20 protein-coding genes are annotated in these 18347 nt (G+C 67.2%); 13 read left to right on the top strand and 7 right to left on the bottom strand.

Features of this window, described 5'->3' with window-relative positions; genetic code table 11:
• Position 1: 1 nt before the first annotated feature.
• The gene (locus V6F88_RS00480; protein WP_332607418.1) at positions 2 to 901 is read right to left on the bottom strand and encodes a LysR substrate-binding domain-containing protein; all 900 of its coding nucleotides are present in this window, start codon (positions 899 to 901) and stop codon (positions 2 to 4) included.
• A gap of 111 nt (positions 902 to 1012) precedes the next feature.
• Between V6F88_RS00480 and V6F88_RS00475 the strand changes: the two genes are divergently transcribed.
• The gene (locus V6F88_RS00475; RefSeq protein WP_332607417.1) at positions 1013 to 1678 is read left to right on the top strand and encodes a flavodoxin family protein; all 666 of its coding nucleotides are present in this window, start codon (positions 1013 to 1015) and stop codon (positions 1676 to 1678) included.
• Here the strand turns inward: V6F88_RS00475 and V6F88_RS00470 are convergent.
• The 6 genes from V6F88_RS00470 to V6F88_RS00445 all read right to left on the bottom strand — a co-directional run bounded on the left by V6F88_RS00470 (position 1627) and on the right by V6F88_RS00445 (position 7391).
• Positions 1627 to 2385: an AraC family transcriptional regulator gene (locus tag V6F88_RS00470; protein ID WP_332607416.1), complete on the bottom strand. Its 759-nt coding sequence runs from the start codon at positions 2383 to 2385 to the stop codon at positions 1627 to 1629. The genes V6F88_RS00475 and V6F88_RS00470 overlap by 52 nt on opposite strands.
• 131 nt (positions 2386 to 2516) lie before the next feature.
• Positions 2517 to 3482, bottom strand: a complete 966-nt coding sequence (locus V6F88_RS00465; RefSeq protein ID WP_332607415.1) for a proline dehydrogenase family protein — start codon at positions 3480 to 3482, stop codon at positions 2517 to 2519.
• 95 nt (positions 3483 to 3577) lie between these two features.
• Positions 3578 to 4825 carry a D-amino acid dehydrogenase gene (locus V6F88_RS00460; protein WP_332607413.1) on the bottom strand — a complete coding sequence of 416 codons (1248 nt, stop codon included), beginning with the start codon at positions 4823 to 4825 and terminating at the stop codon, positions 3578 to 3580.
• A gap of 124 nt (positions 4826 to 4949) precedes the next feature.
• Positions 4950 to 5387: an Rrf2 family transcriptional regulator gene (locus V6F88_RS00455; RefSeq protein ID WP_332607412.1), complete on the bottom strand. Its 438-nt coding sequence runs from the start codon at positions 5385 to 5387 to the stop codon at positions 4950 to 4952.
• A 56-nt stretch (positions 5388 to 5443) separates the two neighbouring features.
• Complete coding sequence (gene hmpA, locus V6F88_RS00450) at positions 5444 to 6661, bottom strand: NO-inducible flavohemoprotein (RefSeq protein WP_332607411.1); 1218 nt, start codon at positions 6659 to 6661, stop codon at positions 5444 to 5446.
• Between the two features lie 91 nt (positions 6662 to 6752).
• Positions 6753 to 7391: a 4'-phosphopantetheinyl transferase family protein gene (locus V6F88_RS00445; protein WP_332607410.1), complete on the bottom strand. Its 639-nt coding sequence runs from the start codon at positions 7389 to 7391 to the stop codon at positions 6753 to 6755.
• 135 nt (positions 7392 to 7526) lie between these two features.
• Here V6F88_RS00445 and V6F88_RS00440 point away from each other — a divergent pair, with 135 nt between their 5' ends.
• From V6F88_RS00440 to V6F88_RS00385, 12 genes are read left to right on the top strand one after another with little or no spacing between them, the layout of a single operon-like run.
• The gene (locus V6F88_RS00440) at positions 7527 to 8282 is read left to right on the top strand and encodes a beta-ketoacyl synthase chain length factor (protein WP_332607409.1); all 756 of its coding nucleotides are present in this window, start codon (positions 7527 to 7529) and stop codon (positions 8280 to 8282) included.
• A complete protein-coding gene (locus V6F88_RS00435) occupies positions 8279 to 9127 on the top strand; it encodes a lysophospholipid acyltransferase family protein (RefSeq protein WP_332607408.1) in 849 nt (282 codons plus the stop codon). The genes V6F88_RS00440 and V6F88_RS00435 overlap by 4 nt, the downstream gene beginning before the upstream one ends.
• Complete coding sequence (locus V6F88_RS00430; protein ID WP_332607407.1) at positions 9124 to 9384, top strand: phosphopantetheine-binding protein; 261 nt, start codon at positions 9124 to 9126, stop codon at positions 9382 to 9384. Before V6F88_RS00435 ends, V6F88_RS00430 begins: the two co-directional genes overlap by 4 nt.
• 17 nt (positions 9385 to 9401) lie before the next feature.
• Positions 9402 to 9656, top strand: a complete 255-nt coding sequence (locus V6F88_RS00425) for an acyl carrier protein (protein ID WP_332607405.1) — start codon at positions 9402 to 9404, stop codon at positions 9654 to 9656.
• Complete coding sequence (locus V6F88_RS00420; RefSeq protein ID WP_332607404.1) at positions 9653 to 10201, top strand: hypothetical protein; 549 nt, start codon at positions 9653 to 9655, stop codon at positions 10199 to 10201. The genes V6F88_RS00425 and V6F88_RS00420 overlap by 4 nt, the downstream gene beginning before the upstream one ends.
• Positions 10202 to 10204: 3 nt before the next feature.
• The gene (locus V6F88_RS00415; RefSeq protein WP_332607403.1) at positions 10205 to 11905 is read left to right on the top strand and encodes an ApeI family dehydratase; all 1701 of its coding nucleotides are present in this window, start codon (positions 10205 to 10207) and stop codon (positions 11903 to 11905) included.
• Positions 11889 to 12665, top strand: a complete 777-nt coding sequence (locus V6F88_RS00410) for a glycosyltransferase family 2 protein (RefSeq protein ID WP_332607402.1) — start codon at positions 11889 to 11891, stop codon at positions 12663 to 12665. The genes V6F88_RS00415 and V6F88_RS00410 overlap by 17 nt, the downstream gene beginning before the upstream one ends.
• The gene (locus V6F88_RS00405) at positions 12662 to 13612 is read left to right on the top strand and encodes an LpxL/LpxP family acyltransferase (protein WP_332607401.1); all 951 of its coding nucleotides are present in this window, start codon (positions 12662 to 12664) and stop codon (positions 13610 to 13612) included. The genes V6F88_RS00410 and V6F88_RS00405 overlap by 4 nt, the downstream gene beginning before the upstream one ends.
• The gene (locus tag V6F88_RS00400; RefSeq protein ID WP_332607400.1) at positions 13605 to 14048 is read left to right on the top strand and encodes an acyl-CoA thioesterase; all 444 of its coding nucleotides are present in this window, start codon (positions 13605 to 13607) and stop codon (positions 14046 to 14048) included. The genes V6F88_RS00405 and V6F88_RS00400 overlap by 8 nt, the downstream gene beginning before the upstream one ends.
• Complete coding sequence (locus tag V6F88_RS00395; protein WP_332607399.1) at positions 14045 to 14752, top strand: outer membrane lipoprotein carrier protein LolA; 708 nt, start codon at positions 14045 to 14047, stop codon at positions 14750 to 14752. The genes V6F88_RS00400 and V6F88_RS00395 overlap by 4 nt, the downstream gene beginning before the upstream one ends.
• Positions 14736 to 17072 (top strand): MMPL family transporter, encoded by a 2337-nt coding sequence (locus V6F88_RS00390; RefSeq protein ID WP_332607398.1) that lies wholly within the window; start codon positions 14736 to 14738, stop codon positions 17070 to 17072. The genes V6F88_RS00395 and V6F88_RS00390 overlap by 17 nt, the downstream gene beginning before the upstream one ends.
• A gap of 25 nt (positions 17073 to 17097) precedes the next feature.
• Positions 17098 to 18345, top strand: coding sequence for an NAD(P)/FAD-dependent oxidoreductase (locus tag V6F88_RS00385; protein WP_332607397.1), 1248 nt, complete (start codon positions 17098 to 17100; stop codon positions 18343 to 18345).
• Positions 18346 to 18347 lie beyond the last annotated feature (2 nt).

The following is an 18347-nucleotide window of genomic DNA, read 5'->3' as shown; positions in this document are numbered from 1 at the left end:
GCTATGCCTGGAATTCCCCCGTCAGCCACGCCAGAAAAGCCCGGACCGGCGGATGGCGTTCGCGCCCCGGCGCGCACAGCGCCGTGTAAGCCGCGCCGGGCACGCGCACCTGCGGCCGGTACGCGGCCAAGGTGCCGGCGCGCACGCTGTCGGACACCATGACGGAACTTGCCAGCACCAGCCCCTGCCCCGCGATGGCGGCTTGCAGCGCGTAGTGCTCTTCGGCGTACGCATGCACTGCCGAGGGTTCCCGCCATGCGGGCATGCGCGCCGCCTGGCACCACGCCAGCCAGCCTTGTTCGTACAGATCCGAATCGCGCCAGCGCACCGTCACCAGCGCAGGCGACGCTTTGGCGGCGCGCGTCTTCGACATTTGCGCGATCAGGCCGGGCGCGCCGTACACGCCAAACCACTCGGGCAGCGTCGCGGCGGTATGCAGGGCGGGATAGGCGCGTCGGCTATAGCGCACCGCCACGTCCACGCTGGCGTCTTGCAGCAGGTCCACGGGGTCGGCGCCGGTTTGCAGGTTCAGCTGGTATTGCGGAAAGGCTTGATGAAAGCGCCCCAGTCGCGGCACCAACCACAGGGCCGCGAAGGAATGTGTGGTGGACAGCGTCAAGGCGCCCGAGGCCGGTTCGGGGCGCAAGGCGTCCAGCGTTTGCGCAATATCCAGCAGCGCACCATGCACGCTGATGAAAAGGCGCGCACCCTTGTCCGTCAGTTTTACGCTTCGCGGCGCGCGGTCGAACAGCGAAAATCCCACTTGCCGTTCCAGCGCCTTGATCTGGTGCGACACCGCCGTGGGCGTCACGGCCAATTCGGCGGCGGCCAGCTTGAAACTGCGCAGCCGCGCGGCGGCCTCGAACGCGCGCAACGCGGTCACCGGCAATGTTGAAAACATGATGTTGGGGCAGTCTATGGATGAAATGAATTCATCTTAATCAAGGATTCGTCATTTGTCGTCGACATGCCGGATTTCTATATTGAAGGCACGACATTACTCGGAGCCATCATGAATCGAAATCATCCATCCCAACGCTTGCTGATCCTGGTCGGCAGCCCCCGCCGCGACGGCAACAGCGCGGCATTGGGCGCCGCCGCGCAACGTGGCGCAAACGCTGCCGGCGTATCCACCAGCCTGCTTTTCCTGGACGATTACATCCAAGGATTCCTGTCCGACCTGCGGCACCAACCCGGGCCCGATGACCGCTATTCGGAACTGTTTCTTGAACACTTCCTGCCGGCCGATGGCGTGCTGATCTGCACGCCCATTTATTGGTACGGCATGTCGGCGCAGACCAAGGCTTTCTTTGACCGTTCGTTCAGCCACTATGCCGGCAGCGGCCCCGAGCCGGAACGGGTCAAGGCGCGCATGACGGGCAAGCGCCTGGGGCTGGCAGTGGCGTCCGAGGAAACCTACCCGGGCGCAGCGCTGGGCATCGTGCACCAGGTGCAGGAATACGCGCGCTATTCGCATTCGGAATTTGTGGGCTATGTGCACGGCGCGGGCAACCTGCGCGGCGAAATCGCGGCCGATCCGCGTCAACCCTTGTTGGCGGCCGAGCAACTGGGCGCTTCGTTCTTTAGCCGGAAATATTCCGATTACCGCATCGAAACGCCCCGCCCTCACAACGTCTGGGAACCCGCGCGCACCAGCACGCCGGGCGTGCTGCCGTAGACCTGTTTGAACACGCGAGTCAGGTGCGCCTGGTCGGCAAAACCCACGGCTTGGGCCGCCTGCGCCAGTGGCACGCCGCCGCGCAACAACACCCGTGCGCGCGCCACGCGCCAATTGCGCAGCCACGCCTGCGGGGGCAGCCCGTAGCGGCGGGCAAACTGCTTGACCAGTGTGGTGCGGTGACGGTCCTGCGCGCGGGCCAGCGCCTCAAGATCCGGCGCGCAGGCGGGATCGGCGGCCATGCGATCGCGCAGCAAGGCGCAGACGTCGGACACGTCCTTGTCCGTCGACTCCGTCGTGTCGCCATGGGCGCCATGCGCGCCAAGCAGGCCGAGCAGCGCGGCCGAGATTCGGTCGCGGCGTTCGCAGTCGCGCATGGCGCCCGGCGCCAGGGCGGCCAGCCATTGCGCGCATAACGCCGGCGCACTGACGACCGGGCCCGAGACGCGCACGGTACGGCCCGGCATGGCGCGCGCGTGGTCATCGAACCACGCCGGGTCGATGTACGCCATGCGATAGGCCAGCGGCGCGTCGGACGTGCCGCCCGTATGCACCTGGCCGGGCGCAATCACCACCAAGTCGCCCGTAGCGGCCACGTGCGTGCGGCCTTGGACGGTAAAGGAACATCGGCCGCGCTCGATGGCGCCGATGGACCAGGCATCATGAAAATGCGGCGCGTAGCAATACGCGCGCAGGTCCGCGATCAAGACGTCGCCGGGCAGCTCCGCGCCACAATGCCAAATATGTTGAGATGCCGCCATCAGATAGCCGAAAGTGAATGATCAGGACTGAATAGCGCGGCATCCGCCCCGCGCTCTCATCGCCCTGCCCCGATACGCTAGCCGAAGTACCTTCCGTCCGCATTCAGCGACCGCGCCAACAGCCACGCATTGGACGGATTTTCGCCGACGCGGCGGATGGCGTAAGGCCACCAGTCGGCGCCAAACGGCAGGTAGACCCTGACGTTATAGCCCAGGCCGCGCAGCGCCATTTGCCAGTCGGGGCGCACGCCATAGAGCATTTCAAATTCGAACGCGTCGGGCGACCATCCCCGTTCGCGCGCCAACGTCATGAGGGCGCCGGCAAGCCGGTCGTCGTGCGTGCCGAAAACCGGATAAAACCCCGCTTCGCGCGCTTCGTGCGACAGCATGATGGCCGCCGCGTCCAGATACGCCTGGTCGATCCGAGCGCGGCCGGCATGGTCCAGCGCGCGCTCGGGAAACGCGCCTTTTACCAGGCGCAACGACGTATGCCGGCGCACGGCCCAGGCCAGGTCTTCGGGCGTGCGCCGCCGACGCGCCTGCAAGGTCAGGCCGACGGGCAAGCCGTCTTCCAGCAACGAGCGATGCAGCGCGCAGGTGCGATCGCGGATGGCGGAATCTTCCATATCCAGCACCATCCAGTTGCGGCCGCCGATGGCGCCGCGGGAGCTTGCAACGGCCTTGGCGATGCGGGTCGCGTTGGCGGCGCCCACCGCGTCACCGGCCATGTAGCCGATGGCGGTGGGGTCCACGGACACATGCGCGTCCAGCCCCGCCGCGCCCAGCGCGCCACAGGCTTCGATGGTTTGCGACACGTTGTGTTCGATGGCGGCGGCGTCGGCCACGTATTCGCCCAGGTAGAACAACGACGCCCGGATGCCATGCGCCTGCCACAGCCGCAACGCGGTGTGAACAGCGGCGCCCACATCCGCGCCGCCGACGAAGCGCTGCGCCAGGGACGAGCGTGCCGCCACCGCCCGCATCGCGCGCCCCATCATGGGGCTGCGCGCCAGCGCGATGGTGGTTCTTTGGAAAATGCTCATGAATGCTCCCGCTAGAGAGCCGCACTATGGCGTGGCCGGACGCGCTTGTATTGAACGCCCGTGAACGCGGGCAATGGCTCCTGGGGGACGCGGCCTCAAGGCCGAAACGGCGCCGGGTCCAGCGGCAGTTCCAGCCCGGCCATCTGCGCCGTCAGCAGCGCGGCGCTGCCGCAGGCCAGCGTGAAGCCCAGCGCGCCCTGGCCGATGTTCAGCCACAGGTTGTCGGCTGCGGGACTCTGCCCGATCAGCGGTTTGCCGGTAGGGGTGGCCGGGCGCAAGCCGGCCCAGGGAATGGCTTGCGACAAATCCAGCGCCGGAAACGCCTCGCGCACCTGACGCTTGAGCAGATCCACGCGCGCGGGATCGATATCCGCGTTGGCGCTGCCGATATCGACCATGGCGGCAATGCGCAGCACCTTGCCCACGCGCGCATAGACGATGCGGCGCTCGTAATCCGTCACGCTGATGCGAGGGGCAACCGGTTCGTCATCCGCCAAGGGCACGCTCAGGCTGTACCCCTTCAGCGGGTACAAGGGCACGTCGTGCCCCAGCGGCTTGAGCAGCGCACGGGTGCCGATCCCGGTGGCCAGCACGATGGCGTCGGCGCCGATGTCGCCATGGCGCGTGTTCACCGCGACGATGCGGCGGCCTTCGCGCTGCAAACCCGTCACGGGGTTGGACATGGCGCATTCCACATTGCCCAGCGCTTGCAGGCGGTCGAACAGCCCTTCGGTGAACTGACGGCAATCACCCGCTTCTTCGCTGGGCGTGTAGATCGCGCCAGCCAGGTTGCGGCCCATGGCGGCCAGCGCGGGCTCCATCGCCAGGGTTTGCGCCGCGTCCAGTACCTGCTGCTGAGCGCCGTGCCCGGCTTGATAGGCCACCAGCGCGCGCGCCTTGTCCAGCAAGGCCGCGCTGCGGTAGGCGATCAACTTGCCGTTTTTCAGGTGGCCAAAATCCAGGTTTTCCTGTTGCAGCAGCGTGTGCATGACGTCGCGGCTAAGGTAGGACAGGCCCAGCAACTGCGCAGTGGACGCCTTGGCCACCGACGCGCGGCAGGCCAGCGCAAATTGCACGCACCACCGCCATTGGTGGGGATCCAGCCGGGGCCGGAAGCGCAGCGGGGAATCCTGGCGCAAGAGCCAGCCGGGCACGCTGGGCAAGACGCCCGGCCCCGCCAGCGGCGCGACGTAGCTGTAGCTGAGCTGACCGCCGTTGGCGTAGCTGGATACTTCCGCCGGCCGCGCCTGGCTATCCACCAGCACCACATCGTGGCCCTGGCGCGCCAGGAAATACGCAGACGTCACGCCGACAACGCCCGCACCGATTACGCAAACGCGCATGCCTTCATCCAATCAAACAGGGAATATCCCATTTTGTAACGGCCATGGGCGGCGCGGCAAATGCCAAACGCCGCAGCATCCATAACAAAACATCATGGGATGGGGCAGGGTCAGCCGGGGCCGGTCAAGCCGCGCGATGCAGCTTGATGATGGCGGCGGCGGTGGGGTCGCGCACCAGATCGGCCAACGTGTAGCCGTTCAGCGCATCGTAGAAAGCGTTCAGGGTCTGGGCCAGCACGCCCGCCAGCCGGCAGGCGCCGTCCAGCGCACAGGGCGGTTCGCGGCAGTCGATCAGCGGCCCTTGCTGTTCCAGTTCGCGGATCAGGTCGCCCACCGGATAGGTGCACGCGTCACGCGCCAGCCGCAAACCGCCGCCCTTGCCGCGCACGGTACTGATCCAGCCGCGTTGCGACATGAAGTGCACCACTTTGACCAGGTGATTGCGCGACACGTCGAAACGCTCGGCAATTTCCGGGATGGTCACGGCCGTGGGCCGGTCGCGGCATTGCGTCAGATACATCAAGACGCGCAGGCCGAAGTCGGTGAATCGGGTCAGTTGCATGGCGGGATGGGGGTGGCCGGGCGGCCCGGCAAGTTCAGGCCGCCAGGATACACCGCTCAGGCAGGGGCGCCGCCGGTGCCAAAGGCCTCGGCGTGGATGCGCACGGGTTCCACGCCCAGCTCCAGCAAGGCAGAGCGTTGCGCGGCCATGAACGGCGCCGGGCCGCACAGGTAGTAGTCGGCGCCCGGCACAATGGCTTCGTGCGCAATGGCGCGCAGGTTCACGCGACCACGGTGGTCGTAGTCTTCACCGGCCTTATCGGCATGGCCGACTTCTTCATAGAAGACCGCCTTGCGCACATTGGCGCGCTCTGCCGCGATGCGGTTCACGTGGTCGCGCATGGCGTGCACCGCCCGGTTGCGGCAACCGTGCACGAACCGGATCTGGCGTTTGTCGTCCGTACGCACCAGGTGGTTCAGCATGGAGACCATCGGAGTCAGCCCGACGCCGCCGCTAAGCAGCACCACGGGCGCGTCGCTATCTTGTTGAAGATAAAAATCGCCTTGCGGCGGCGCCACATCCAGCACGTCGCCCTCTTGCAGCCGGTCATGCAAGGTGTTGGACACCAGGCCCGCCGGCGTGTCGGCGCCCGCGGCCTCGCGCTTGACCGAAATACGCAGGCGATCTTGCCCGGGCGCATCCGACAAACTGTATTGGCGCGGTTGCATCAGACCCAGCTTGGGAATATAGACGCGCACGGACAGGTACTGGCCGGGCCGATATTCGGGCACCGTGCCGCCATCGGACGGCGCCAGATAGAAGGAAGTGATTTCGGCGCTTTCCGGCTGCTTGCCCACGATGCGAAACGCGCGCCACCCCGTCCAGCCGCCCGGCTTGGCCGCCGACTCGGCGTACAGGCGCGATTCTTCGGCGATCAGCAAGTCCGCCAACTGCCCATACGCGGCGGCCCAGGCGTCCACCAGTTCGTCGGTGGCGGCCTCGCCCATCACTTCGCGGATGGATGCCAGCAAATGCTTGCCCACAATGGCGTAGTGCTCGGCGCGGATGCCCAGGCTGACATGCTTGTGCACGATGCGCGTCACCACGGGGGCCAGCACGGAAGGGTCGTCGATGTGTTCCGCGTAGGCGGTCACGGCACCGGCCAGCGCATGCTGCTGCTGGCCGCCGGCCTGATGGCCCTGGTTGAACACGTGCTTGAGCTCGGGATTGTGCTGAAACATGCGCGCGTAGAAATGACGCGTCAGCGCCACGCCATGGGTTTTAAGAACGGGGGCCGTGGCTTTGACCAGCGCGCGGACTTCGGGGCTCAACATCTTGCTGCTCCTTGAATTGCGATCGTGCTCGCTTTAAACATATATTTATAATACATCTTTAAGAACGAACGAGCCAATCCCGGCGCGCCTGTTATTCGATATTGCGTACCCATTCGCCAACAAGTGTTAGCGCAGGCAAGACGCAGCCGGCGCCGCCACGCCAAATTGGATACCTTGTGGCTTGGGCCGGGCCCTGCCAGACCACGGAGACCATCCATGCGTCCCCCACCATCCAGCTGGCCGCCTGCCACGGACCGGGCGGCGCGCGCAGCCGCCAATTGCCACCGGCATCCCTGGCGAGGCCGACCGTGGCCATATCCGCTGGAAAAGCCAGTTTTGCCGCCTTGATCAAGGCTTCTTTCAACGTCCACAGCAGGTAAAAACGATGGCATCGGGCCGGCCCGTCCAAGGCGGCCAGTGCCTCGGCCTCTTCCGCTGAGCAGACCCAGGCAGCCAGCGCGGCGAAATCCCGCGTGCGCAGGCGCTCAAGGTCGGCGCCCACTGCCCAGCCGTCCGGGGCGCGGACGCAGACGGCGTGGCCGCCGCTGTGGCTAAGCGACGTCACGCCGCCCGGGGGGGTGGACCGGCGCGCGTCATGCAGCAAGGCGCGGCTGACCTGCCAGTCTTCGCGGGCCTTGGGGCCGGATCGGGCGGACGCCAGCAAGGCATCATTTTCGGACAGGTCCTTCACCCGATAACGATCCGCGGCGCCTTTGTCCGCCCAATACATGAATAGTTCCTGAATTTCCACGGCAACAAGTAACCAATTACATTTCAAAGCCGTCAAACCCCTTGGGGCGGCGCCGACACAAAGTTACTACTGAAAACAAATTCCATGAGCGATGACATAGTAGAATCGCGCGCTATGTTGACGTTTTCAATCGCGCAATGGCAAGGTTGGACGCAAGGAATGGAGTCGCCCGAAGACTGGTTTCATTGGGCGCAACACCCTTACTGTCCTCTTGATGACGCACGCGCGCCCCGCCTGGACTTTCTGCCCCCGATGCAACGCCGCCGGCTCAGCCCGCTTGCCCGCGCGGTGTTCGAATGCGCGTGGCCGCTAGCGGCCGGGCGCCCGGCGATGCCTTTCGTGTTTGCCTCGCGGCACGGCGAAACCAGCCGCAACTTCGGTCTGCTGCAAGCGCTGGCGGCGGATGAACCGTTATCGCCCACTGCGTTCGGCCTGTCGGTGCACAACGCCATCGCCGCGCAGTGGTCGATCATACGCGGTGAAACCACGGAATCCGTTGCGCTGTCCGTGGACGGCGACGGCCTGGAACACGCCTTTGTCGAAGGCGCCATGCTGCTGGACCAAGGCCATGACGACGTCCTGGTGGTGCTTGCCGAAGAACGCCCGCCCGCGCCCTATGCGGCCTGGATCGATGACGTGCCCTACACCTACGCCGCCGCGTTTCGCTTGCGCGCCGGCTCGGACTGGTCGCTGGCCCTGTCCTTTGGCGCCGACAGCCACCGCCCGCCGCCCGCGCCTTCCCCCGACCCGACGGCAGCCGCGCACCCCTGGCCCAACCCCTTGAACCTGCTGCGCCACCTGACGCTGCGCACCCCCACGTGGGCGCATGCCAATCATGCCCGACGCTGGACCTGGACCCGCACCGCATGACTAGCCCACCCCAACCCCGCCAGGACTTCTGGCTTTGGCGCCTGCTGGCCACCGGCATGGCCTTCACGATGTTCGGCGTGGGCGGCGTGCTGTTGCGCGTGTTGGTCTTCCCGCCGCAGCGCCTGCTGCCGGGCGGCCGGATCGAACGCCAGCGGCGCGCGCGCTGGGCGCTGAACCGCACGTTTCGCCTGTTCATCCGGTTCATGGTCCGGGTGGGCATCCTGACCGTTGAATTCAAAGGCGCCGAACGCCTGGGCAAGCCCGGCCAGATGATCCTGGCCAACCACCCGTCGTTGCTCGATGTGGTGTTCCTGGTGGGACACGTCAAGAACGCCAACTGCATCGTCAAGCATGGGCTGGCCACCAACCCCTTTACGCGCGGGCCCGTCGCCAACGCCGGCTACATCACCAACGACGAAAGCTTCGACATGTTCGACCGCGCCGCCGATGTGCTGCGCAACGGCGAAACGCTGATCGTCTTTCCGGAAGGCACGCGTACGCCGCCTGACGCCTTGCCGCGGTTTCACCGTGGCGCCTGCGCCATTGCGCTGCGCGGCGCACGCGTCGTCACGCCCGTGGTGATCCAGATGAACCCGCGCAGCCTGACCAAGGGCGAACCTTGGTACCGGATTCCCGCGCGCCGCATGCGCTATGTCATCCAGGTGGGCGAGGACATCGACCCGTCCGTCTGGAGCAGCGCGCATCCCCTGCCCGCCGCGGGCCGCAAGATGAATGCCTGGCTGCATGCCTATTTCGAAGCCGAGTTGGCGCGCACCGCGCCGGCCGGCGCTGTCATGAACGAACACGCCACCCGGGACGGTGGCAACGGAGTCAAAGCGGGATGAATCAATTGGAACTTGAGCTCAAGACGCTCGTCATCGAATCGCTGGGGCTGGAAGACATCACCCCCGACGACATCGCGTCCGACGCCCCGCTGTTTGGCGACGGTTTGGGGCTGGATTCGGTCGATGCCCTTGAGCTGGGCCTGGCGCTGCAAAAGCGCTACAGCATCGCCATCGACCCCGAAACGCGCAACATGCGCGAGCATTTCACCAGCATCAGCAGCCTGGCGGACTTTGTCGCCGCGCAGCGCCGCGCCTAACGCAGATGGAGTCCACGATGCATACCCGTGAGGACATCTTCAATACGTTGCGCGAGGCGCTGGTCGAGCTGTTCGAGATCGAACCCGAACGCGTTACGCCGCAAGCCAATCTATATACCGATCTGGAAATCGACAGCATCGACGCCATCGACCTGATCGACCACGTGCGCCGCCAGACCGGCCGCAAGCTGGACGCGAACGACTTTCGCACGGTACGCACCGTCGAGGACGTGGTCCAGGCCATGTGGCAGAAGCAGGCTCCCGACGCATGAGGCGCGGCGTTGCGGCCGGCTTGGCCGTTGCCGGCGTCGCGTATCCCTTTGTGGTGCACGCAACGCTGGGGCGCGTCAGTCCCGCCTGGCTGGCCTTGCCGCTGGCGCTGCTGTGGTTGCTGCGTGGCGTGACCGCGCGCGCCGGGCAACCCGGCGCGCGCTTGCTGCCGGCCGTGGCGGTAACGTTCTGCGTCGTGCTGGCGCTTTGCAATTCCGAGGCCTGGCTGCGCTGGTACCCCGTGATGGTCAATGCGATGATGCTTGCCATCTTCGGCACAAGCCTGCGCGTCGGCCGTCCCGTGGTTGAACAAATCGCCCGCCTGCGCCATCCGAGCCTGCCGCCCGAGGGCGTGCGCTATACGCGCAATGTCACGCGCGCATGGTGCCTGTTTTTTGCGGGCAATGGCGCCGTTGCCGCGGCCCTGGCCGCCTGGGCGCCCTGGAGCTGGTGGGTCGCCTACAACGGCGCCATCAGCTATGGCTTGATGGGCCTGCTGATGGCAGGCGAATGGCTGCTGCGCCCGGCAGCCGCGAAGGCGGTTTGAGCCATGCGCTGGACACCGCCTGAACACCTGCTGTTGCCAGCCGCAGCCGCCCACGACGTCCTGCTGGCCGACGATCCCCCCTTGACGCGCGCGGCTTTCGCGCAGGCCAGCCTGCACGTGGCCGGCGCCTTGCAGGCACGCGCGCCGCGCCGCGTGGCGCTGTGGTTTGACGACGCCGTGGCGCTGGCCATCGCGCTGTACGCCTGCTGGCGGGCCGACGTCATCGCCGTCCTGCCCGGCGATGCGCAACCCGCCACCTGCGCCACGCTGGACGCGGATGTGGACGCCTGGCTGACCGACGCCGCCCTGCCCGTGCCGGCCTTTCGCCAATGGCGGCTGGACGGCTTGCAAGGCCACCCGCCCCTTGCGCCCGCCAGCCTGGACCCGTCGCGCACCGTGGTGTTGTGCACGTCGGGCTCCAGCGGCGCGCCCAAGCCGCTGCACAAGCAATGGCGGCAACTGTCGGCCGAGGTCCACGCCTTGCAGCGGCAATGGCCGGAACCGGACACGCCCGTGCTGGGCAGCGTATCGGCCCAGCATATGTACGGCCTGCCGTTTCGCGTGCTGTGGCCGCTGTGCGCCGGCCGCCTGATCGACCGCCTTCAGCGCCACTATCCCGAGGAATTGCAGCAAGCCAGCCTGCGCTACCCGTCCTTCACCTGGATAGCCAGCCCCGCCATGCTGCGGCGGCTGGGCCAACGGCTGGACTGGGCGCAACTGCGCGGCCGACTGCTGCGCATTCATTCGTCGGGCGGTGCGCTGCCATTGCGGGTATCCGACGACATCGAACGCGAACTTGGCCTGCGTCCCACCGAAATCTATGGCAGCTCGGAAACCGGCGCGGTTGCGTGGCGCACCGGCGCGTCTGACTGGCAAGCCCTGCCCGGCGTTGCGCTCAGCACAGGCGCCGACGGCGCGCTGCGCGTGCAGTCGCCCTGGGTCAACGCCGCCGACGAACACACTTCGGATGGCGCCCGGCTGACCGGCAGCGGCTTTGAATTGCTGGGCCGCCTGGACCGCATCGTCAAGATCGAAGAAAAACGGATCTCGTTGCCGATGCTGGAACAGGCGCTGATGCGCCATGGGTATGTGTCCGATGCGCGGGTGGGCATCGCGAGCGGCGCTACGCGCCTGACCGGGCTGATCGCGCTGTCGGGCGCGGGCCTGCATGTGCTGCGCAACCAGGGCCGCAAGACGCTGGTGGACGCGCTGCGCACGCATCTGGGCACGGGTTTTGAGTCCCTGGCCATACCGCGTTCGTGGCGGCTTTTCAGGCATCTGCCCACCAATGCGCAGGGCAAGCTGCCGCAGGCATTGTTCGACGCGGCGGCGGGCCCGCGCCCGGTGGACCCCCACGCGGTCGAAGTGCCCGCCCAACCCGACAACGAACGCCGCTACACGCTGGATATTCCGTACGACCTGGCGTTTTTCAGCGGGCATTTCCCGACGGTGCCCGTGGTGCCCGGCGTGGCCCAGATCAGCTGGGCGGTGTCGCTGGCGCAGCGCGGCTTGTGCCCGGGCCTGCAATTTGGCGGCATGGAGGCCCTGAAATTTCAGCGGCTGCTGCGTCCGGGCGATCAGGCCGTGATGGCCTTGCGCTGGGACGAGACGAAACACAAGCTGTATTTCACCTTGACGGTGGACGACGCGCCCTGCTCGTCGGGCCGCGTGATTCAAAGGGATGGCCATGCCGCAACCCCATAAGCTGTGCGCGGTCATCCCCGTCTACAACCATGGCGCGACGGTAGCCGCCGTGCACGCGCAAATGGCGACGCAGGGCTTGCCCTGCGTGCTGGTGGACGACGGTTCCGAGCCGGGCTGCGCCGCCGTGCTGGACACGCTGGCCGCGCAACCGCACACGCACCTGGTGCGCCGCGCCGTCAACGGCGGCAAGGGCGCGGCGGTACAGGACGGCCTGCGCGCCGCCTCCGCCTTGGGCTATACCCACGCCTTGCAGGTGGACGCCGACGGCCAGCACGCCCTGCACGACGCCATCGCCATGGCCGAGGCGTCGCGCGCCCAGCCGCAAGCGGTAATCTGCGGCGCGCCCGTCTACGGCGACGATGTCCCGCGCAGCCGCCTTTACGGGCGCTGGCTGACCCGCGTCTGGGTCTGGATCAACACGCTGTCGACGGACATCCCCGACGCCATGTGCGGTTTTCGTATTTACCCATTGGCGTCCGTCCTGCCCGTCATTGACCGCGCAGGCGTCGGCCGCCGCATGGATTTCGACATCGCCATCCTGGTGCGCCTGCATTGGCGCGGCGTGCCGATGGCATGGCGCCCTACTCGCGTGACGTACCCGGAAGGCGGTGTGTCGCACTTCAAGGGCCTGCGTGACAACGTGCTGATCAGCCGCATGCACGCGCGGCTGTTCTTCGGGATGCTGGGCAGATCCCCGGCCTTGCTGTGGCGCCGTCTGGCACGAGGCGCGCAGCGCCCGACACGAAGGACCCAATCTTGAGCGCCGCCGATTCCCATTGGGCCCACCAGCGCGAGCGCGGCAGCCCCGCGCTGATGCGCCTGACGGCCTGGGCCGCGCGTCACCTGGGCCGCCGCGTGGTCGCGCCCGTGGTGTGGGTGGTGGTGCTGTACTTCTACGCCTTCGGCGGGCGCGCGCGTCGCGCCATTGCGCAGTACCAGCAGCGGCTGTCCAGCACGACGACGCCCGACATGCCCCACATGCCGCCCTCGGCGCACGTGCCGCTGCCGCGCACCTTGCCCGTCTACCGCCAATACCTGGCGTTCGCCGACGCCATGCTGGACAAGCTGGACGTCTGGCAAGGCAAGATCACGCTGTCGCACCTGGACATCGCCGACCCGGACGGCTTGCATGCCCAAATGGGCGCGGGCCGTGGCCAGATACTGGTGGGCTCGCATCTGGGCAACATCGAAGTGTGCCGCGCGTTGGCTGAACGGTCGGGCGCGCTGCGCCTGAATGTGCTGGTGCACAGTAAGCACGCCGTGCATTTCAACCGCCTGCTTGATGCGGCCGGCGGGGGCTTGCGCATGATCCAGGTCAGCGAACTGGATGCCGCCACCATGCTGGACCTGGCGCAGCGCCTGGATCGCGGGGAATGGCTGGCCATTGCCGGGGACCGCGTGCCGTTGCAGGGCGACCGCACCACGCTGGTCAACTTCCTGGGTGCGCTCGCGCCGTTGCCGCAAGGGCCCTGGCTGCTGGCGGGGCTGCTGCGCTGCCCGGTCAATGTGCTGTTCTGCACCCGCCATGGCGACCGCTACCGCGTCTCCATGCAGCGCTTGTGCGACGGCATTCAATGGACGCGCGCCACGCGCCAGGAACGCATCGCCCACTGGGCACAACGCTATGCCGACCAGCTAGCCGCGCACTGCCGGCTGGCGCCGCTGCAATGGTTCAACTTCTACCCTTTCTGGAAAGACGATGCGTAAACGAGGCCTTATCGGCGCACAGGTCGACATCCAGGTGCCCTTCTTCGACGTCGACTCGCTCAATGTCGTGTGGCACGGCCACTACGTGAAGTACCTGGAGCAGGCGCGTTGCGAACTGCTGGATCAACTGGGCCACAACTACGACGCCATGCGCGCCAGTGGCTACGCGTGGCCGGTCATCGATTTGCATCTGCGCTACGCCCAGCCCGCCGAGTTCGGCCAGCGCCTGACGGTCCGCGCCGAGCTGGTGGAATGGGAAAACCGCTTGAAGATCAATTACCTGATCCTGGATACGGCAAGCGGCAAGCGGCTGACGCGCGGTACGTCGGAACAGGTGGCCGTCTGCATCGAAACCCGTGAAATGCAATTGACCTCGCCACCCGCGTTCGTGGACGCCGTGCGGCGCAAGCTGCATGCCCTGGAGGCCTCGGCATGAAGGCGCCTGCGATCAAGTCGTTTGCACTGGGGCTGAAAGGCGGCCTGAAACACGGCTTGAAACACGGCTTGAAACGCGGCCTGACACTCGCGCGACATGCGGCGCTGCGGCAGTTGCAGTTGCTCTTGCTGTTGCTGATCGTGCTGCCGTGGACCGCGCACGCTTTCAGCCTGGACGACCTGCAAGCCCAACTGCGTGCCACGCCGGTCGTGCGTGGCCATTTCATCCAGCAGAAATTCCTGCGCTCGCTGCCGCGGCCCCTGACCAGCCGTGGCGACTTCACGCTGGCGGCGGGCAAAGGGCTGTTGTGGCTGCTGCGCACGCCCATCGCCCAGGACCTGCGCATCGACGCCGGCGGCATATCGCGGCGTGATGAATCCGGGGCCTGGCAGGCCTTGCCGCAACAAACCGGCTCAGGCCGCGAGAACCGCCTGTTCCTGTCGGTGCTGGCCGGCGAAACCAAAGGCCTGCAAGACAATTTCGACCTTGCCCTGACGGGCGACGCCACGGCATGGCAGTTGATGCTGACGCCGCGGTCCGCTTTGCTGCGCCAGATTTTTGACAACATCCAGATCAACGGCGGCAAGCTGGTTGACCGCATCGAATTGCGCGAGACCCAAGGCGATCGCAGCGTCCTGCAAATGACGGATGCGGTTGCCGCCGACGCCCTGACTTCAGAAGAGCAACGTGCGTTTTCCCATTGAGCGCTGGCTACCCCGGCTGTTCAAGCTGGGTCTGCTATTGGTTCTGTGCGTGGGCGCGTGGCAATGCCGCCACGGCTGGCCGGTGTCGGCCAACCTGATGGAGCTGGTGCCGCACACCCGGGCCGACGCCACGCGGCAGTTGGCCGAAGCACGCATCCAGCAACCGCTGTCCCGCCAGTTGCTGGCCCTGGTCGCGGCGCGGCCGGGCGCGGACCCGGTGGCGCCCGCGCGCGCCTTGGCCGACCGCCTGCGCGACAGCGGCCTGTTCGCCTCGGTGCAGCTGGAATTGAATGTGGACGTGGCCGCGCTGCGCGCGCAGTTGCTGGCAGGACGCCTTGCCATGCTGCCCCCCGCCGACCGCGAACAACTGGCCGCCAACCCCGCCGCCTACGCCCAACGTCGCGCGCGCGAATTGTCCGACCCGTTTTCGTCGTCGGGGCTGGTGCCCGTGGACCAGGACTGGTTGGGGCTGACGCGGCGCGCCGAACAGGCGCTGCGGCCGGGCGGCGCGGTGCAATACGACATGGGCACCGGCACGCTGCAAGCCGAACACGACGGCAGGCGCTGGGTGATGGTGCGCGCCGAAACGCGCGCTGACGCATTCGACACCGACGCGCCACAGGGCCTGGCGGCCCGCATCGACGAAGCCCGCCAGGCGCTACAGGCCGACGGCGCGGAACTCCTGGTGGCCGGCGGCCCGCTGTACGCGGCGGCCGGGCGGGCGCAGGCCGTGGCGGAAAGTTCGTGGATCGGGTCCATCGCCATGGCCGGCATCGTCCTGGTGCTGTTGCTGGCCTTGCGCCGCGCGCGCGCGTTGCTGGCATTCATCCCGGTGGCGGTGGGCCTATTGACCGGCGCGGTCGCCTGCGTGGCGGTGTTTGGCTCGATCCATGTGCTGACGCTGGTGATCGGCGCCAGCCTGATCGGCGTGGCGGTGGACTTTCCCATGCACTGGCTGGGCAAAAGCTACGGCATGGCCGACTGGCAGGCATGGCCCGCGCTGCGCCGCGTGTTGCCCGGCCTGACCATCAGCCTGGCGGCCAGCCTGGTCGGCTACGTGGCGTTGGCCTTTACCCCGTTTCCCGCCCTGACGCAGACGGCCGTCTTTTCAGCCGCCGGCCTGTTGGGTGCCTACGCGTGCACGGTGTGCCAGCTTCCGGCATGGATGAACGGCTGGCGCCCGCGCCCATGGCCCCCGCTGTTGCATGCCGCCGAAGCGGCCTTGCGTTTGCGCGAACGCGTGGCGGGCCAACGCCTGTTGCTGGCGGTGGGCGCCCTGGCGCTGGTGGCCGCCACCGCGGGTGGCATCAGCCGGCTGGTCATCCAGGACGACCTGCGCCAATGGCTCAGCCTGCCCGCCCCGCTACTGCAACAAGCGCGCCAGATCGGCGAAATCACCGGCTTCACGCCGACCAGCCAGTTCTTTCTGGTGCGCGCGCCCGACGCGGACGAGCTGCTGCGCCGACAAGCGCAGGTGGCTCGCAAGCTGGACGCGCTGGTCCAGCGTGGTGACCTTGCCGCTTACAGCGCGCTTAGCCAGCTGGTGACGCCCGTGCAGGACCAGCTGGCGCTGGGCCAACGGCTGGCGGCACTGGCCCGGCAGCCCCAGGCCTGGAAACCATTGACCGACATCGGCATTCCGCTTGAGTCCCTGCAACAAGAACTGCAAGGCTACGCCGCGTTGCCCCCGCTGACCCTCGACGCCGCGCTGCAAGGCCCGCTGGCCGAACGCTGGCGCGGCCAATGGCTGGGCGTGCACGACGGCCAGGCAGCCGGCATGGTCACGCTGCTGGGCCTGCGCAGGGCCGCCGCCCTGGACGGCATCGCGGGCGATTTGCCGGGCGTCGAACTGGTGGACCGCAGCGGCGACTTGAATCGCATGTTTGCGTCGACCCGCATCGAAGCCGCCGAACTGAAGCTGCTGTCCTATGGCGTGGCCGCCGTGTTGCTGCTACTGACGCTGGGTCGGGCGGCCACGTGGCGCATTCTGGCGGTGCCTCTTGCCGCCACCGCCTGCGCCTTGGCCGCCTTGGGCTACCTGGGCCAGCCCCTGACCCTGTTCAGCCTGTTCGGCCTGCTGTTGGTGTCCGCCATCGGCGTGGACTACGCCATCTTCATGTTCGAACGCGTGGCGGGCGCCGCCGCCAGCCTGGTCGGCATCCTGCTGGGCGCCGTCACCACCTTGCTGTCCTTCGGTCTGCTTGCCGTCAGCCAGACGCCGGCTATCGCGAACTTCGGCATGGCCGTCGCGCTGGGCGTTGCCTTCTCTTTGCTGTGGTCTCCCTGGGTGCGTCCGCCCCAGCATGGCCGCTCCCTCTAGCTCAACCTACATGGAATCTCCCCTCATGGAACATCGTGAAGTCGTCGTCATCGGAGCGGGTCCCGCCGGTGCGGTTGCGGCGGCCCTGCTCAAGCGGCAAGGCCATGATGTCTTGATGCTGGAACGCCAGCAATTTCCGCGCTTTTCGATCGGCGAAAGCCTGCTGGCGCACTGCCTGGAATTCGTGGAAGAAGCCGGCATGATGCCCGCCGTCAACGCGGCGGGCTTTCAGGTTAAGAACGGCGCCGCCTTTGCGCGGGGCGACGACTACACCTACTTTGATTTTCGCGACAAGTTCACGGCCGGCCCCGGCACCACCTTCCAGGTGCAGCGCGCGCAGTTCGACAAAGTACTGGCCGACGATGCCGCGCGCCAGGGCGTGGACGTGCGCTACCTGCAGGAAGTCACCGCCGCGGATTTCAGCGGCGACCAACCGCTGCTGGATGTGCGCGGCGCCGACGGCGCCAGCTACCAGGTCGCAAGCCGCTTCGTGCTGGACGCCAGCGGCTATGGCCGCGTGCTGGCCCGCTTGCTGGACCTGGAACGCCCGTCGTCGATGCCGCCTCGCAAGGCGATCTTCACGCACATCGAAGACCGCATCGACGACCCCGGCTTTGACCGCGAAAAAATCCTGATCAGCGTGCATCCCGAACAGCCGGGCATCTGGTATTGGCTGATTCCGTTTTCGAACGGCCGCTGCTCGTTCGGCGTGGTCGGCGGCCAGGACCTCTTCGGCGGCCCCGATCAGGACCTGATGTCGACCCTGCGCGAGATGGCCGCTGCCGCGCCGAACCTCAAGCGCGTGCTGGCCAATGCCGTGTGGGATACGCCGGCCAACACCATCGGCGGCTATTCCGCCAGCGTCACCCGGCTGTACGGTCCCGGTTACGCGCTGCTGGGCAACGCGGCCGAATTCCTGGACCCGGTGTTTTCGTCGGGCGTGACCATCGCGCTGCGCTCGTCCAAGCTGGCCACCGACGCCCTGCACCGCCAACTGGGCGGCGAAGTGGTGGACTGGCAGGCCGATTTCGCCGACCCCTTGATGCTGGGCGTGGAAACCTTCCGCGCCTACGTGCAAGGCTGGTACAGCGGCGAATTCCAGGACGTGGTGTTCCACAAGAACCCGCAGCCCGAGATCCGGCGGATGATCAGCTCGATTCTTGCCGGCTACGCCTGGGACACCGCCAACCCCTTTGTCGCCAGCCCGCAGCGCCGCCTGCGCATGCTGAGCGAGCTTTGCCGTGGCGCCGCCACGCAAGCCGAACCCGCCTGAGA

Source organism: Achromobacter sp. ESBL13 (assembly GCF_036668755.1).
Lineage (GTDB): Bacteria > Pseudomonadota > Gammaproteobacteria > Burkholderiales > Burkholderiaceae_B > Achromobacter.
Note: the sequence above shows the minus strand (reverse complement) of the source record. Positions and strands in the feature narration are given on the sequence as shown.

What these genes read in the sequence shown, in the direction of transcription:
- V6F88_RS00480 (WP_332607418.1), bottom strand. Translation starts at nt 901, where the DNA reads ATGTTTTCAACATTGCCGGTGACCGCGTTGCGCGCGTTCGAGGCCGCC.
- V6F88_RS00475 (WP_332607417.1), top strand. Translation starts at nt 1,013, where the DNA reads ATGAATCGAAATCATCCATCCCAACGCTTGCTGATCCTGGTCGGCAGC.
- V6F88_RS00465 (WP_332607415.1), bottom strand. Translation starts at nt 3,482, where the DNA reads ATGAGCATTTTCCAAAGAACCACCATCGCGCTGGCGCGCAGCCCCATG.
- V6F88_RS00460 (WP_332607413.1), bottom strand. Translation starts at nt 4,825, where the DNA reads ATGCGCGTTTGCGTAATCGGTGCGGGCGTTGTCGGCGTGACGTCTGCG.
- V6F88_RS00455 (WP_332607412.1), bottom strand. Translation starts at nt 5,387, where the DNA reads ATGCAACTGACCCGATTCACCGACTTCGGCCTGCGCGTCTTGATGTAT.
- hmpA (WP_332607411.1), bottom strand. Translation starts at nt 6,661, where the DNA reads ATGTTGAGCCCCGAAGTCCGCGCGCTGGTCAAAGCCACGGCCCCCGTT.
- V6F88_RS00445 (WP_332607410.1), bottom strand. Translation starts at nt 7,391, where the DNA reads ATGTATTGGGCGGACAAAGGCGCCGCGGATCGTTATCGGGTGAAGGAC.
- V6F88_RS00440 (WP_332607409.1), top strand. Translation starts at nt 7,527, where the DNA reads ATGTTGACGTTTTCAATCGCGCAATGGCAAGGTTGGACGCAAGGAATG.
- V6F88_RS00435 (WP_332607408.1), top strand. Translation starts at nt 8,279, where the DNA reads ATGACTAGCCCACCCCAACCCCGCCAGGACTTCTGGCTTTGGCGCCTG.
- V6F88_RS00430 (WP_332607407.1), top strand. Translation starts at nt 9,124, where the DNA reads ATGAATCAATTGGAACTTGAGCTCAAGACGCTCGTCATCGAATCGCTG.
- V6F88_RS00425 (WP_332607405.1), top strand. Translation starts at nt 9,402, where the DNA reads ATGCATACCCGTGAGGACATCTTCAATACGTTGCGCGAGGCGCTGGTC.
- V6F88_RS00420 (WP_332607404.1), top strand. Translation starts at nt 9,653, where the DNA reads ATGAGGCGCGGCGTTGCGGCCGGCTTGGCCGTTGCCGGCGTCGCGTAT.
- V6F88_RS00415 (WP_332607403.1), top strand. Translation starts at nt 10,205, where the DNA reads ATGCGCTGGACACCGCCTGAACACCTGCTGTTGCCAGCCGCAGCCGCC.
- V6F88_RS00410 (WP_332607402.1), top strand. Translation starts at nt 11,889, where the DNA reads ATGCCGCAACCCCATAAGCTGTGCGCGGTCATCCCCGTCTACAACCAT.
- V6F88_RS00400 (WP_332607400.1), top strand. Translation starts at nt 13,605, where the DNA reads ATGCGTAAACGAGGCCTTATCGGCGCACAGGTCGACATCCAGGTGCCC.
- V6F88_RS00395 (WP_332607399.1), top strand. Translation starts at nt 14,045, where the DNA reads ATGAAGGCGCCTGCGATCAAGTCGTTTGCACTGGGGCTGAAAGGCGGC.
- V6F88_RS00385 (WP_332607397.1), top strand. Translation starts at nt 17,098, where the DNA reads ATGGAACATCGTGAAGTCGTCGTCATCGGAGCGGGTCCCGCCGGTGCG.